14 protein-coding genes are annotated in these 13,491 nt (G+C 58.9%); all 14 read left to right on the forward strand.

Annotated features, from left to right (window positions below):
* Position 1: 1 nt before the first annotated feature.
* The 14 genes from QVZ43_RS15795 to QVZ43_RS15860 all read left to right on the forward strand — a co-directional run bounded on the left by QVZ43_RS15795 (position 2) and on the right by QVZ43_RS15860 (position 13,485).
* Positions 2-349 (forward strand): hypothetical protein, encoded by a 348-nt coding sequence (locus tag QVZ43_RS15795; protein ID WP_302910686.1) that lies wholly within the window; start codon positions 2-4, stop codon positions 347-349.
* Positions 346-2,073 (forward strand): pilus (MSHA type) biogenesis protein MshL, encoded by a 1,728-nt coding sequence (gene mshL / locus QVZ43_RS15800; RefSeq protein ID WP_302910687.1) that lies wholly within the window; start codon positions 346-348, stop codon positions 2,071-2,073. The genes QVZ43_RS15795 and mshL overlap by 4 nt, the downstream gene beginning before the upstream one ends.
* A 2-nt stretch (positions 2,074-2,075) precedes the next feature.
* Positions 2,076-2,915 carry an ExeA family protein gene (locus QVZ43_RS15805; RefSeq protein ID WP_302910688.1) on the forward strand — a complete coding sequence of 280 codons (840 nt, stop codon included), beginning with the start codon at positions 2,076-2,078 and terminating at the stop codon, positions 2,913-2,915.
* Complete coding sequence (locus tag QVZ43_RS15810) at positions 2,912-4,033, forward strand: tetratricopeptide repeat protein (RefSeq protein ID WP_302910689.1); 1,122 nt, start codon at positions 2,912-2,914, stop codon at positions 4,031-4,033. The genes QVZ43_RS15805 and QVZ43_RS15810 overlap by 4 nt, the downstream gene beginning before the upstream one ends.
* 2 nt (positions 4,034-4,035) lie before the next feature.
* Positions 4,036-5,805, forward strand: coding sequence for a GspE/PulE family protein (locus tag QVZ43_RS15815; RefSeq protein ID WP_302910690.1), 1,770 nt, complete (start codon positions 4,036-4,038; stop codon positions 5,803-5,805).
* Positions 5,805-7,034 carry a type II secretion system F family protein gene (locus QVZ43_RS15820; RefSeq protein WP_302910691.1) on the forward strand — a complete coding sequence of 410 codons (1,230 nt, stop codon included), beginning with the start codon at positions 5,805-5,807 and terminating at the stop codon, positions 7,032-7,034. Before QVZ43_RS15815 ends, QVZ43_RS15820 begins: the two co-directional genes overlap by 1 nt.
* Positions 7,035-7,040: 6 nt before the next feature.
* Positions 7,041-7,613 (forward strand): hypothetical protein, encoded by a 573-nt coding sequence (locus QVZ43_RS15825; protein WP_302910692.1) that lies wholly within the window; start codon positions 7,041-7,043, stop codon positions 7,611-7,613.
* 29 nt (positions 7,614-7,642) lie between these two features.
* Complete coding sequence (locus QVZ43_RS15830; RefSeq protein WP_302910693.1) at positions 7,643-8,155, forward strand: prepilin-type N-terminal cleavage/methylation domain-containing protein; 513 nt, start codon at positions 7,643-7,645, stop codon at positions 8,153-8,155.
* Positions 8,156-8,191: 36 nt separating this feature from the next.
* Positions 8,192-8,650, forward strand: coding sequence for a type II secretion system protein (locus QVZ43_RS15835; RefSeq protein WP_302910694.1), 459 nt, complete (start codon positions 8,192-8,194; stop codon positions 8,648-8,650).
* Positions 8,651-8,732: 82 nt separating this feature from the next.
* Positions 8,733-9,185 (forward strand): type II secretion system protein, encoded by a 453-nt coding sequence (locus tag QVZ43_RS15840; RefSeq protein ID WP_302910695.1) that lies wholly within the window; start codon positions 8,733-8,735, stop codon positions 9,183-9,185.
* Positions 9,182-9,670, forward strand: a complete 489-nt coding sequence (locus QVZ43_RS15845; protein WP_302910696.1) for a type IV pilus modification PilV family protein — start codon at positions 9,182-9,184, stop codon at positions 9,668-9,670. Before QVZ43_RS15840 ends, QVZ43_RS15845 begins: the two co-directional genes overlap by 4 nt.
* Positions 9,670-10,455, forward strand: a complete 786-nt coding sequence (locus QVZ43_RS15850; RefSeq protein WP_302910697.1) for a pilus assembly FimT family protein — start codon at positions 9,670-9,672, stop codon at positions 10,453-10,455. The genes QVZ43_RS15845 and QVZ43_RS15850 overlap by 1 nt, the downstream gene beginning before the upstream one ends.
* Complete coding sequence (locus tag QVZ43_RS15855) at positions 10,445-10,858, forward strand: hypothetical protein (protein WP_302910698.1); 414 nt, start codon at positions 10,445-10,447, stop codon at positions 10,856-10,858. The genes QVZ43_RS15850 and QVZ43_RS15855 overlap by 11 nt, the downstream gene beginning before the upstream one ends.
* Before the next feature lie 173 nt (positions 10,859-11,031).
* Positions 11,032-13,485, forward strand: coding sequence for a DUF6701 domain-containing protein (locus tag QVZ43_RS15860; protein ID WP_302910699.1), 2,454 nt, complete (start codon positions 11,032-11,034; stop codon positions 13,483-13,485).
* The last annotated feature ends 6 nt before the right edge of the window (positions 13,486-13,491 follow it).

Consider the following 13,491-nt stretch of genomic DNA (forward strand, 5'->3'; position numbering starts at 1 on the left):
GATGAAGCAGTACACGCGTCTTAAATCCGTGGGCCTGATGGCCTCACTTCTGGCCGCGCTCTGGGCCTTTTCCGCGCCGGCGCTGGCGCTCAAGGATCCCACTCGCCCGCCGGGGTTCGGTGGTGCACCGTCAAAGGCCGTGCCCAAGACCAGTCTGGCTGTTCAGTCGATTCTTGTGGGTAATGGTCGCAAGGTGGCGGTGATCAATGGCGAGCCCCGGGCGGAAGGACAGTCCTTCGGCAAAATCCGGGTGCGAAGGATTCTCCGGGATCGGGTTGAGGTTCTGGACCATGGCCGGCTCCGCACGCTTTACCTGGAGCAGCTTCCGCAGGTGCGGAGGACTCAATGAACCAACAGCAGGCAATCATGACCAACACGATCAAATCTCTGGCCGTTGCATTGCTGGCGGGCACGCTGGCGGCGTGCAGTAACAACCCACTGATGCGTTCGTCCAACGCGACATCCACCGATGTGGCGACCGCGATAGATGAGACGCTGGCGGCCTCCGAAACTCAGACTGCCGCCTCAACACCGGCGCCGACGTCGGCTACGTCAACACTTCCGGCGGATGTCAGTGCCGCTCTGTTGCCGCCGTTATCGCCTAATCAAGAATTGGACGAACGCTTTGATGTCAACGCCCGTGCTATCGCTGCGGGTATTTTCTTCGAGTCGCTGGTGGAAGGTACCCGCTACAATGTGGTGGTTCATCCGGATGTGGATGTGGCCGTTGATCTGCGCCTACAGGATGTCACCGTGCCAGAGGTGATGGACATTACCGCTGATCTTTACGGCCTGGATATCCAGCGCAGTGGTCGTCTGTTCAAGGTGCAGGCGGATCAGATCCAGACCCGGATCTTCCCGATCGATTACCTGCACTTCAAGCGCAAGGGTGGTTCGGAAACGCGCGTGAGTTCCGGGCAGGTCACCAACACCCAGAGCAATGGCAATGGTGATTCGGTTGATAATCGTGGGCGCGCCGGTACCACGCTGGCAGGTACCACGATTTCCACCGAAACCGAGTCCAACTTCTGGGCGGATATCCGCGACGCGGTTTCCATGATCGTTGGTACCAGCGACAGCCGGCAGGTGATCGTGAACCCGGGCGCCGGCCTGGTGATGGTTCGGGCTGGCGGTGAAGAGTTGCGCCTGGTGGAGGAATACCTGCGCCGCACCGAGCTGATCATGCAGCGTCAGGTGGTACTGGAAGCCAAGATCCTGGAGATCATCCTCGACGAAGGCTACCAGCAAGGCATCAACTGGTCCGATTTGCAGAGTGGCAGCAGCATTGTGGCCTCTGACGGGCTGCCCGCAGACTTTACCGCCCAGGCACTGGTTGGGCAGGCGATCCGGACTTCCGACATTGGCGGCCTGTTTTCTGCCAGTGTTCGCGCCGGTGATTTCTCCGCGCTGATCCAGCTGCTGGGTGAGCAGGGCAATGTCCAGATCTTGTCCAGCCCGCGAATTTCCACGGTCAACAACCAGAAGGCCGTGATCAAGGTGGGCACCGACGAGTTCTTCGTGACCGATATCGACTTCGACGACGACAACTCCACGTTAACTGGTTCCGACAGTACCTCTACCTCGGTGGAGCTCACGCCGTTTTTCTCCGGCATTTCCCTGGACGTGACCCCGCAGATCTCCGACAGCGGCAGCATTACCCTGCACGTTCACCCGTCGGTGAGTGAAGTGAACGATCAGGAAAAGATCATCACCATCGGAGAGCGGGATGTGACGCTGCCGCTGGCCATCAGCACGGTGCGTGAGACCGACAGTGTGATCCGCGCCGAGAGCGGGCAGATTGTGGTGATCGGTGGCCTGATCCAGAACACCAGTGACGATTCCAATTCCGCCGTGCCCTTCTTCAGCGATATCCCGGTCGTGGGTGAGCTGTTCAAGCAGCGTCGTTTCCAGTCTCGCAAGAGCGAACTGGTGATTCTGCTGCGCCCGGTTGTGGCGTCGGCGGAACAGATGAGCGCCGATGTCTCTGCCAGCCGTGAACGCATGAGCGTGCTGAAGGAGTTGCTGCAGTCGTCCCAATCCGTGACTCCGGAGCCCGAGCGAGCGGTTCGCTGACGATGTACGAATCCCATTTCGGACTGCAGGAAGCACCGTTCGCATTGACGCCCAACACACGCTACTTCCTGCGTGCCCCCAGCCATGGGGATGCGCTGGAACTCCTGCTGGTGGCGCTGGGCGAACGGGAAGGCTTTATCAAGATTACCGGCGAAGTCGGCACCGGCAAGACACTGCTGTGCCGGCTGTTACTGAACGAGCTGGAGTCCAAGGCGTATACCGCGTACCTGCCGAACCCGCATTTGGCACCGGACGCCCTTTATGAAGCGGTGGCCGAGGAGCTGGGGGTGGATGTCTCCCGGTGTGCCAATACCCATCAGGTGCTGAAGGCACTGAATGCCGCCCTGATTGAGCTGGCGATGGAACAGAAGCCGGTGGTGCTGGTGATTGATGAAGCCCAGGCCATGCCGGAAGACACCATAGAGGCGCTCCGGCTGTTGACCAACCTGGAAACCGAGAGCACGCGCCTTCTGCAGGTGGTGCTGTTCGGCCAGCCGGAGCTGGATGCGATGCTGGAAAAGGACAGCCTGCGTCAGTTGCGCCAGCGCATTACCTTCCACTACCGCCTGATGCCCCTGACCCGGGATTCGGTGGCCCAGTATCTGCGCCATCGGTTATCCCAGGCCGGTTATAACGGCCCGGAACTGTTCTCGGCGGGTGCCCTGCGTCTGCTCTCCCGGGCTGCCGGCGGCATTCCCCGGCTGGTGAACATACTTGCCCACAAATCTCTGCTAGCGGCGTGGGGGCAGGGGGACCGGGTAATCTCCCGTGGCCATGTACTCCGTGCCATTCGGGACACGGAAAGTGTCCGGCCCCCTGGATTACTGGCGAGGTGGCTATGAGCCTGCTGAATGATGCCTTGCGTGCTGCCGAGCAACGTCAGAATCGCCCCGAGGGTGTGACTGCCTGCAGCGGACAGGCCAGTGTGAAGCCTGCTCGCCCGTGGCGTTTGGCTGTGGCGGTGCTGGCGATCGCCATTGTTCCGGTTGGCGGGTATCTGCTGATCGAGCGTGAAGAAAGTGTGCCAACGGAGGTTGTGGAGGCTTCTCCCGTGGTTGTGCCTTCAGCGCAGGAAACAGTCGCACCGGATCAGGCAAAAGCCGACGTGGTACCCACGCCGAAGCCAGAGCCGGAAACCGTGGTGGTTTCTGATCAGGTGGTGAGTTCTGAGTCTCCCGCACAAGCCAGGCCATCGCCCGAGCAAGAGCCAGAGATAGAGGCCGCACGAGTCAAGCCCCCGGTTCCTGCTCGCCGTGAGGTGGCAGCGGCTGATGAGGCTTCTCGTTCAAACGTGAATAAGCCCGAAACAGATAAAACCAAAACACGGGAATCCGCTGTTGCAAGTCAGGATTCTGAAGCTGCGCAGACCACGGTCAAACAGGTTCGCGAAACACCGGAAGCCATTGATCGCAGTGTCAGTCGTGAGCTTGAGCGCCTGCTCCGCGCTGGCGACTCCCGGCAGGCCGAGCAAAAGCTGGTTGAGCTGGCTTCAGGTCAGGCCGCACCTGTGAGCAGGGAGGTGTTTGCCCGCGCCATGCTGTTGCAGCAACAACCGGACCGCGCCCTGCGCTGGCTGAGTGACTCCGAGGTTAGCGCTTACCCCGCTCTCAGGCTGCTTAGGGCAAGGGCTTTGCTGACCACGGGTGACCTTTCCGGTGCCGTAGCTAGCCTGCGCAAGCAGGTGCCGCCGGTGCCAGGCCACATTGAGTACCGCGTTACCCTGGCAACCTTGCTACAGCAGGCCGGTGATAGCGAAGAGGCCGCCCGACACTGGACCGCGCTGATTTCGGTGGATGACAGCCGCGCCGCCTGGTGGGTTGGATTGGCCATTGCCCTTGAATCCCGTGGTGAACTGGCCAGCGCCGCCAGAGCTTATGGCCAGGCAGCCCAATTGCCTGGGCTCTCGCCCTCGCTGGCGGATTATGTTCGTGAACGGCTGGAAACACTGCAGGCAGGTTGAGTATGACGGAACCGAAAAAGAAAATTCGACTTGGTGACCTGCTGGTTCATAACGATGTCATCAGTGAACAGCAGCTGATGACCGCGTTGCGGGAACAGAAGAACACGGGTCGAAAACTGGGTCGTACCCTGATCGACCTGGGGTACGTGGATGAGGACAATCTGCTCAACATCCTTTCTCGTCAGCTTGAGGTGCCGTTTGTCCAGCTACGGCACTATCGGTTCAACAATGAACTGGTGAAGAAACTGCCCGAGGCCATGGCCCGCCGGTTCCGCAGCATTGTGTTGGACGAACAGGGTGGCGAGCTGCTGATCGGTATGGCCGATCCATTGGATATCTTTGCCTACGATGAGCTGGTACGGATTCTCAAGCGGCCGGTCCGGCAGGCCGTTGTAAGTGAAAGTGAGCTGCTCAATGCTCTCGATCTGGTATATCGCCGGACCGATGAAATCGCGTCCCTGGCGGAAGAGCTGGAAGATGAGCTGGGTGACGATGCCTTTGATTTGGCGGACCTGTCGGCGGAATCCGAGAGCGCCGAGGCACCGGTAGTGAAGTTGCTACAGACCCTGTTCGAAGACGCCGTTCAGGCACGCAGTTCTGATATCCACATCGAACCCGATGAGACTTTGGTGCGGATTCGTCAGCGTGTGGATGGCGTGCTGCAAGAACAGGTGATGAAGGAAAAGAAGGTGAACGCCGCGCTGGTTCTTCGTCTGAAACTGATGGCGGGCCTGAATATTTCCGAGAAGCGTCTGCCACAGGACGGCCGGTTCAATATCCGGGTCAAGGGCCGCAGTATCGACGTGCGGGTGTCCACCATGCCGGTGCAGTATGGTGAGTCCGTCGTTATGCGTCTGCTCGATCAGAGTAAAGGCATGCTGAACCTCGACGGTACCGGTATGCCGGAAAATCTGCTGACACGTTTCCGCCAGATGATTCGTAAGCCCCATGGCATGGTTCTGGTCACCGGACCTACCGGTAGCGGTAAGACGACCACTCTGTACGGCGCGCTGAACGAACTCAACCGCGCCGAGGTGAAAATCATTACCGCGGAGGACCCGGTGGAATACCGCCTGCCGCGAATTACCCAGGTTCAGGTCAACCCGAAGATCGGCCTGGAATTCGCCAGTGTCCTGCGTGCGGCACTTCGTCAGGATCCGGACGTGATCCTGGTAGGTGAGATGCGGGACCGTGAAACCGCTGAGATCGGTTTGCGGGCGGCGATGACCGGTCACCTGGTGCTGTCCACCCTGCACACCAACGATTCCATCAGCAGCGCCATGCGCCTGATCGACATGGGCGCGGAACCGTTCCTCGTAGCAAGCTCCCTGCTGGGCGTGGTGGCTCAGCGTCTGGTACGTCGTGTCTGTGACAACTGTGCCGAAGCCTACGAGCCGACAGAGCAGGAGCGGATTTGGCTGGACAGCTTCCATCTGGATCCGCGGTATCTGGAGGCCGGTTTTGTTAAGGGACGCGGCTGTTACCAGTGCAGCAACACCGGCTACAGGGGCCGGGTGGGCGTTTACGAGTTGCTGGAAATGAACGAGCCCATGCTGGATGCGCTCCGGCAGAAGGACGTGGCCGCGTTCACCCGGGCCGCTCGACTGGGGGACAGCTACCGACCACTGGGCCAGTGCGCCATGGATTACGCTCTGCGCGGCGTGACCACTCTGGAAGAGGTCGCCCGGGTGGCGGCTACCTCGGAAACCGATTTTGCCGGTAGTGCCAGTAAGACGCTGGCGGATCTGGCGGTGGAAGAAGGTATGGCCTGATGCAGTTCAGTTATCGGGGCAAAGATAATCGCGGTATCACCCAGCAGGGCGCCATCGTGGCGGCCAGCGCGGACGCGGCTGCCACCGAACTGATGCGTCGGGGCATTACGCCCCTGGAAATCGAAGAACAGCAGGAGAAAGCGTCTGTTGGTAAACACCTGGGCGGCCTGTCCCTGTTCCGTGACAAGGTCACGCTGGACGAACTGATCGTCTTTTGCCGCCAGATGCATGCGTTGACGAAGGCGGGCATTCCCATCATCCGTACCATGCGGGGATTGGCCGATACGACACGCTCGGAGGCGTTGGCGGAGGTACTGCGGGATGTGACTGGCAGGCTGGAAGGCGGTACCACCATGGCTATCGCCATGCAGGCCCATCCCAGGGTGTTTTCGGAACTGTTCATTGCCATGATCCACGTGGGGGAGAACACCGGCATGCTGGATGACGCGTTCCGGCGCCTGTCTGAAATCCTGGAGCTGGAGCGGGATACCAGGCGCCGCATGAAGCAGGCCCTGCGTTACCCCTCGTTTGTGGTGGTTGCGCTGCTGGCGGCTCTGATGGTGGTGAATTTCCTGGTGATCCCCAAGTTTTCGGCGGTTTTCGCCAAATTGGGCGCGGATCTACCGTTTCTGACCCAACTGCTGGTAGACACCTCCGGCTTCCTGCTGAACTACTGGTACATAGGCCTCTTTGCTGTGGCCGCTGGCGCGGTTTTACTGAGGCAATGGAAGCAGACCTCGCAGGGCCGCCTGACCTGGGACCGTTACAAACTTCGGGTACCCGTTATTGGCCCGTTGCTGGAGCTGATTACCCTGAGCCGGTTTGCCCGAAACTTCGCCACCATGTTGTCGGCAGGGATGCCAGTGAGCCGCGCACTGACAGTGGTTTCCGATGCCACCGACAATGCCTGGATTTCCTCGCACATCAAGGAAATCCGGGCCGGTATCGAACGGGGTGAGAGTCTCGTGCGTACTGCCCGCCAGAGCCAGATGTTTACACCACTGATCCTGCAGATGATTGCGGTCGGTGAGGAAACCGGCTCGGTGGATGAAATGCTGAATAACGTGGCGGACTTCTATGACGAGGATGTGGATTACGGATTGAAACGACTGGCGGAATCCATCGAGCCGATTTTGATCGTAGCCATGGGCGTTCTCGTTCTGATCCTGGCTCTGGGGGTATTCCTGCCCATCTGGGATCTGGGTGCAGCTGCCATGGGGCGCGGGTAACACCGGGTGAAAGCATTGCCCGCAATCGACCGGCTGGTCTTGATACGCAAGTTTCGGCTCGGTGTGTCGATGGTGGTGCTGGGGCTTCTCTACTGGTTCTTGCTTGGTGTGCTGGAGCGGGAAGCCGGAAAGGCAGAAGAACAGGCTGCCAACCTGGTGTTTAACCAGTTGAGTGCGGCACTGGTGATACGCGGAGCAGAAGCAATGCTGAGCCGGACTGAGACGCTGGAGGGGCTGGTTGGTACCAATCCGTTCGAGTGGCTCGAGCATTCCTGGCATAACTACGCCGGAGTTTGCCGGCAGTGGCCCGAGCCCAGGCAGTGGTGCTTTCTGCAACGGGAACAAAAAGAAACAGTTAGCGGCGAAAGAGGATGGTTAATTTATAACCCGGAGCAGCCGATAACGTTGAAAGGACAACAGACACAACCGGGGCAGCTGGTGGTCTGGCAGGTAGCGACTGACTTTGCCGACAGGAACAGCAATGGCCGCCGGGACGCCGGGGAAAGATCCTCCGGATTGTTGCTGACAGAAACCGTGCTATCACGACATGAAATGGCAGGCCTTGAGGCCGTGAATTAAACGACAGAGGTAAGGAAAGAGGCTGATCTATGACGCATTACAGTACCGAACAGAGGAACCGCGGTTTCACCCTGATCGAATTGGTGGTGGTTATCGCTATTCTGGCGATTCTGGCAGCGTTCGCCCTGCCACGGTTTGCCCAGCTGTCCCAGCAAGCCCATAACTCCAGTGTCGACGCGGCCACCGGCGCACTGGCTGCGGGGGTTGCACTGGCAAAAACACAGTGGGTGTCCAATGGTTTGACTGCTGCCACCACTGATGTCGTTGGTTTTGGCAATGACGATGTCAACGTGAGCGACGACGGGTGGGTCGTTGGAACAACTGGCACCAACACAGCCCCTGCGTCCATGAGCGCAGCCAGCTGTATCGAGGTGTGGAATGGACTGCTGCAGGCTAACGCTCCTTCCGTGGACACCGCGACCGGTAGTGACTATCTGGCGACAGTCGCCAGTGGAACGTGCACCTACGCTTATCAGCTGGACGGTGGGACTACAGCAATCAGCTATAACGCCACCAATGGCGACGTAACGAACAACCTCTAAATCAGAAAACGTCCTGAGGACAAATGGAGAAGTACCATGAAGGTAATGCCAACTAAAAAAGAGCAAGGTTTCACACTCATCGAGCTGGTGATGGTGATTGTAATTCTGGGCATCCTGGCAGCGTTTGCACTGCCGCGGTTTGCCAATTTCAGCAACGAAGCACGAGTTGCAACAATTAACGGTGCAGCAGGTGCTGTTCGTTCCGCTGCGTCTATTGCACATGCTCGCTGGGTAGCAGATGGTGATACAACTTCTACCTCGGTATCGTTGGACGGCACTCCCGTCGCTATGAACGCATCGAATGGCTATCCGTCAGTTACAGGAATCGTAGATGCAGCGCAGCTGAGTGGTGAATTTGATGTTACTGCAGGCACGCCTGCAACCACTGCAGTCATCTCTCTGACTGATTCAAGCGGTAATGCTATTAACAACTGCAACTTCAGTTACGATGCGCTCACTGGAACTGCAACAGCTCCCACTGTTAGCGGTTGTTGATAGTCGGACTTTAATACGCCGGAGCATGTCGTGACATGCTCCGCATGCTTTGAATGAACTGTGGATTTTCGGGGGGCGGAGTATGAGGATTGCCCCAAGGGTAGCGGGGTTTACCCTGGTAGAGTTAGTCATGGTTATTATTTTGATCGGAGTTCTATCGGCCTTGGGCATTGGCCTTTTTGCCGGCCGGTCCGCCTTCTCCCCACTCCTGGCCAATCAACAACTCGCCTCCGCCACGCTGCTTGCCCAGCAAGCGGCGCTGGCGGGCAACTCCGCCGGTACGCTCACTGTTGAGCAAGCGGCGGAATCCTTTCGGTTTACCGTCGGTGCCGGTTCCCCGGAGGCTCGTGTCTTCAGCGTCGAGCGCGCCGGAACCAGTCTGACTGGTGTCGCGCTTCCCCTGACACTGTCCTTCAACAGCCTCGGTGAAGTTTCCAGCGGTGGTAGTACCAATCTGACTTTTTCCGGCGACACCACTTACCAGACCTGCATCAGTTCCCTGGGGGCAGTCTATTCCGGAGGTTGTCTGCCATGAGGCGCGAACGGGGAGCAACGCTGGTGGAGCTGGTGATCACGATTGTGATTATCAGCACCGCCATTGCCGGCGTGGTGGGCGCGTTTTCACTCATATCCGGTCGCAGTGCAGACCCGCTGAACGAGACCCGGGCGGTGGCGCTGGCCCAGCTGTATATGGATGAAATCCTCACCCGAAAATACGATGAACAGACCCCTCAGGGGGGCGTTCCCCGCTACAACGGTGCTTGCAGCATCGGATCAGAGGGGGCTGAATCCAGGGCCACGTTTGATGACGTAGATGACTACAACGGCCTGACCGATACGCCACCCTCCAGCGCCCTCAGTAGCCTGAGCGGCTACAGCGGGTTTTCCGTCCAGGTGTCGGTGAGCTGTGCCGGCACTGAAGTCGGGCTGGCGGCTTCCCAGGCCAAACGTATTGATCTGGTGGTATCTGCGCCGGATAACCGGGATTTCACCTTTTCTGCCTACAGGGCGAATTTCTGATGCGCAGGGCGGAGGGCTTCACGCTCATCGAGCTGATCATGGTGATCGTTCTGCTGTCGATCGTCGCCACGATTTCCGTACGCTTTGTGACGCTGTCGACGCAGGGCGCCATTGATGTGGGTTCGCGCCAGCTGCGTTCGCTGTCCGGTGTTGTACTCAGTGAACAGGTCAGCCGGGCTCTGCGAGAAGCGTTGCCGGGCTCGGTGCGGATAAACAGTGATGGTTCCTGCATCGAATGGATGCCTTTGCTGGCCGCTTCCAACTATCTCTCCCTGCCCGGTGGTGGAAGTCTGACCTCGTTCGAAGCGGTGCCGCTTGCGGGTGGTGAAACCGCGGCAGGTCGAGTTGTGGTTTACGGCTATGGCAGTGACCTGTATTCAGTGAGCAATCCTGGCCCGGTGTCGCCGGCAGCCACCTTGCCGACGGGCACGTCACCCGTCACCGTGAGCTTTGACGGCGGTGCCAGCCACCGCTTCTCGGGCCAGTCCCCGGCTCGAAAATTCTTTGTGATTGATGAACCGAGAACCCTGTGTCAGCAGGGGCCGTTCCTGTTCCGATATTCAAACTACGGTATCCAGTCCTCCGTGGCGTCGGGGTTGCCGACTGCGGCGCCAAACCGTGAAGTGATGGCAGCTGGGCTTGTGAGCAATTCCCTGCAATTCGAGGTGGTGCCTCCCACGCTTCAGCGTAACGGTGTCGTGGCGTTCACCTTCCAGCTGCAAAGTGAGCAAACCGGCGAGGTGACCACCGTAAGTCAGGAGGTGCAGATTCGTAATGTGCCATGAGTCTTCCCTGCAAAAGCAGTCTGGTGCCGGTCTGCCGGTGGCGATTTTTGTGATGACAGTGCTGGCCTTGTTGGTGGTGGTCATGGCCCAGCTCCAGCAGGGCAGTGCCGAGGCGGTAAGTCTGCAGATACAGTCCCAGCGGGCGTTGTTCAGTGCTGAAAGCGGTGCTCAGGTCGGCGTGCGTGAGGTACTGGAGGCGAACAGTTGCAGCGGTCTTACATCACCCAAGGTTTTTTCTTCGACTGGGCTGTCGGGCTGCCAGGCCGAGGTTTCCTGTGAGTCAGTGCTGGCGGATGTGCAGGGCTCGGGGGGAGCTCAGCCGGTGTTCACATTGATTAGTGCCGGCCAATGTGGCGCGGGGCTGGATCAGGCCCGGCGTGTGGTGGAGGTGAAGGTCCGGTGAAAGGCACGCTTCCTGCCATTGTAAGATTCTTTCGTTCGCTGGTGGTTCTCTGCACGGGCGTACTGGCTTCTGCTAACGCCCTTGCAGAGTGTTCTGCCTATTGGGGGCAGGCAACTATTAATGAGGTGCATAAACAATCTGAAGGCCAAACGAATTGGTTTGTCGAATTAAAAATGCTGTCTTTTTCGGCAACCGACAGTTATTCCGATTGGTCGCTGTCGCTGTGCAGTAATGCAGGTTGCAGTGGTGATATACCGTTAAGTGCTGCCACGGCATTGAGCCTTCCCTGGCTGGTGGTCGAAAAAGCGCAGATTGAAAATGGGGACGTCATCAACTTCCAGGCAATGGATATCCTGCTGAAAGATGGTGAGGGCAATACCATTGATTATCTGAGCGTTAATGGATTTGTCGACCAGGAGGATATGAACTGTGAACCGGCTTACAGTTGGCAAGCTTCGGGAGCTCAGACCAGCTCCAAGACCATATCCAGGCGTCCCGATGGCACGGGGGGGTGGCCCACCGAGCCGCCCAAAGGTAATGCGGACAAGCCAACTCAAGGTGGGTCCAACAATAACTCTGGCGGTGGCAATAATCTGGGTGGCTTTGAAGTTCTGGTGCCAGCGACTGGCAGCGTCTGTGCGCCGGTCGAGGTGACCATACGCGCCCTGAATCAGGGCGGAAACTTGCTGGCGGGTTACAGCGGGCAGATTGCTGTGCAGACAAGCTCCGGAAGCGGAAACTGGGCGGCAGGCAGCGCTGACGTACCTGCAGGTGTTTTAGCTCCAAATCCAGACACAGATAACAATGGTGGGGTTACCTACCAGTTCGTACCTGCGGATGGGGGGGCGGTGTCTTTGGCCTTGTCTAACGCAACGGCTGATGAGCTAACTATACAGGTAACAGAATTATCCGGTGTGGAGTCCCAGTCTTCTGCCATCCAGTTTCTAGAGAATGCTTTTCTGGTTGAAAGCTCGGACGTTAATGGACTCGATATTGTGGCTGAGCGCGACCATCAGTTTGTGGTCCGGGCCGTACGTCGCGATCCTGTAAATGGTGAGTGTGGCTCGATTCCGGATTACGAAGGCAGCATCGGGCTCAAAGCCTGGCTGTCCCGTACCGGAGATGACCCCGGCGGCAATGCGCCAGGCCTGAATAACGGTACGAGCACTGCGGGTGTTGCGAATGCGCTGCCCTCGGCGAACAACCTTTCCCTCAACTTTATGGGTGGCGAGGCATCGTTTTCACTGGTGACTTCGGATGTTGGTCAGTACGAGCTTAATCTGCTGGATGACACGTCCGGAATTGTACAGAACGTCATGGGGAGTCCGCTGCCGGTGGCGGGCGTCAGTGATCTCTGGACCGTCCGGCCTGACCGGTTCGAACTGTTCGTATCCGGCAATCCCTCTGCGAGCGATGCTTCCGGGCCGGTATTCCGGGCTGCGGGGGAGGCCTTTGACGTGCAACTGGCGGCGGTTGGTGCAAACGGCACGCCGCTGGCGAGTTACGGGCAGGAAGGTACTCCCCAGGGCGCTGACCTTACCCATACTCTGGTTCAGCCAGTTGGCCCTGGAAGCGAGGTGGGGCTGCTGTCCGGGGCTGGGTTGCTGTCAGGGTCTCTGTTCAGTAATGGCCAGGCGCTTGTCAGTGGTGTGAGCTGGAACGAGGTGGGGATTATAGCGCTGGCCGCGCGCAATGATTCCTACCTTGGTGCTACGCCACCGGTTCAAGGTCTGTCAGCCAACGTAGGGAGGTTCATTCCGGACCGGTTTGAATTGTCGGTATCACCAGGGGAACTGGCTCCGTTTTGCAGCACCGGATCGCCGTTTACCTACACCGGGCAGGCCATGAGCTGGAACCTGATGCCGGAAATCACCATTTCGGCGATGGGGCCTGGCACGTATGTTACTCGCAACTACACAGAAACGGGGTTCATGAAGCTGAATGCTTCTGGCGTCAGTCGGACTTCGCCAACGACGGACAATGTCCAGACGGGGCTCTCCGGCGCATTAATGCCCGTTACCGCCTCCATTCAAACCGGCATGGTGACAGTCTCCAGTCCCGGACAGGTGTCCTACATCTTCTCCAGTATGGACTCGCTGGTTTACGATAAATCCCCCGATGGCAAAGTCGGGCCGTTTGCTCCGAGTCTGACGCTTACGGTGACGGGCGTCGTCGATAGCGATGGTGTCGTTGCACCTTTGGTGCCAGTCCAGATTACGCCCGGCGCGCCCCTGGAAGTGCGATACGGTCGCTGGCATCTGGAGAATGTCTACGGACCGGAGAATGTCGTGTCGCTGTCGATGCCGTTTCGGGCGGAAGCCTGGAATGGCAGCCGTTTTGTCGAGCACGCCGATGATGGCTGCTCTGCCTGGAGTACGGCAAGCATCAGCGATCCGGAGGTGTACCATACGTTATCCGCCGATGCCGGCACGATTGGCGCTGGCAGCGGCGGCCCACTGGCGCTACAGCCCAACGGAACCCAGGGTACAGATGCGCTGACCTGGGATGTGCCCGGTTGGCTGGAGGCTGACTGGGATGGCGATGGTGCTCTGGACGATCCGGTCGGTCTGGCGACGTTCGGGGTTTACCGGGGGCACGACCGGGTGATTTTCTGGCAGGAGCGTTAAGGGAAA

The organism is Marinobacter suaedae (assembly GCF_030519635.1).
In the GTDB taxonomy this organism is placed as follows: Bacteria; Pseudomonadota; Gammaproteobacteria; order Pseudomonadales; family Oleiphilaceae; genus Marinobacter; species Marinobacter suaedae.

Coding starts and splice junctions, on each gene's coding strand:
- QVZ43_RS15860 (WP_302910699.1), top strand. CDS start 11,032: ATGCTGTCTTTTTCGGCAACCGACAGTTATTCCGATTGGTCGCTGTCG.
- QVZ43_RS15810 (WP_302910689.1), top strand. CDS start 2,912: ATGAGCCTGCTGAATGATGCCTTGCGTGCTGCCGAGCAACGTCAGAAT.
- QVZ43_RS15845 (WP_302910696.1), top strand. CDS start 9,182: ATGAGGCGCGAACGGGGAGCAACGCTGGTGGAGCTGGTGATCACGATT.
- QVZ43_RS15805 (WP_302910688.1), top strand. CDS start 2,076: ATGTACGAATCCCATTTCGGACTGCAGGAAGCACCGTTCGCATTGACG.
- mshL (WP_302910687.1), top strand. CDS start 346: ATGAACCAACAGCAGGCAATCATGACCAACACGATCAAATCTCTGGCC.
- QVZ43_RS15855 (WP_302910698.1), top strand. CDS start 10,445: ATGTGCCATGAGTCTTCCCTGCAAAAGCAGTCTGGTGCCGGTCTGCCG.
- QVZ43_RS15840 (WP_302910695.1), top strand. CDS start 8,733: ATGAGGATTGCCCCAAGGGTAGCGGGGTTTACCCTGGTAGAGTTAGTC.
- QVZ43_RS15850 (WP_302910697.1), top strand. CDS start 9,670: ATGCGCAGGGCGGAGGGCTTCACGCTCATCGAGCTGATCATGGTGATC.
- QVZ43_RS15835 (WP_302910694.1), top strand. CDS start 8,192: ATGAAGGTAATGCCAACTAAAAAAGAGCAAGGTTTCACACTCATCGAG.
- QVZ43_RS15815 (WP_302910690.1), top strand. CDS start 4,036: ATGACGGAACCGAAAAAGAAAATTCGACTTGGTGACCTGCTGGTTCAT.
- QVZ43_RS15830 (WP_302910693.1), top strand. CDS start 7,643: ATGACGCATTACAGTACCGAACAGAGGAACCGCGGTTTCACCCTGATC.
- QVZ43_RS15795 (WP_302910686.1), top strand. CDS start 2: ATGAAGCAGTACACGCGTCTTAAATCCGTGGGCCTGATGGCCTCACTT.
- QVZ43_RS15820 (WP_302910691.1), top strand. CDS start 5,805: ATGCAGTTCAGTTATCGGGGCAAAGATAATCGCGGTATCACCCAGCAG.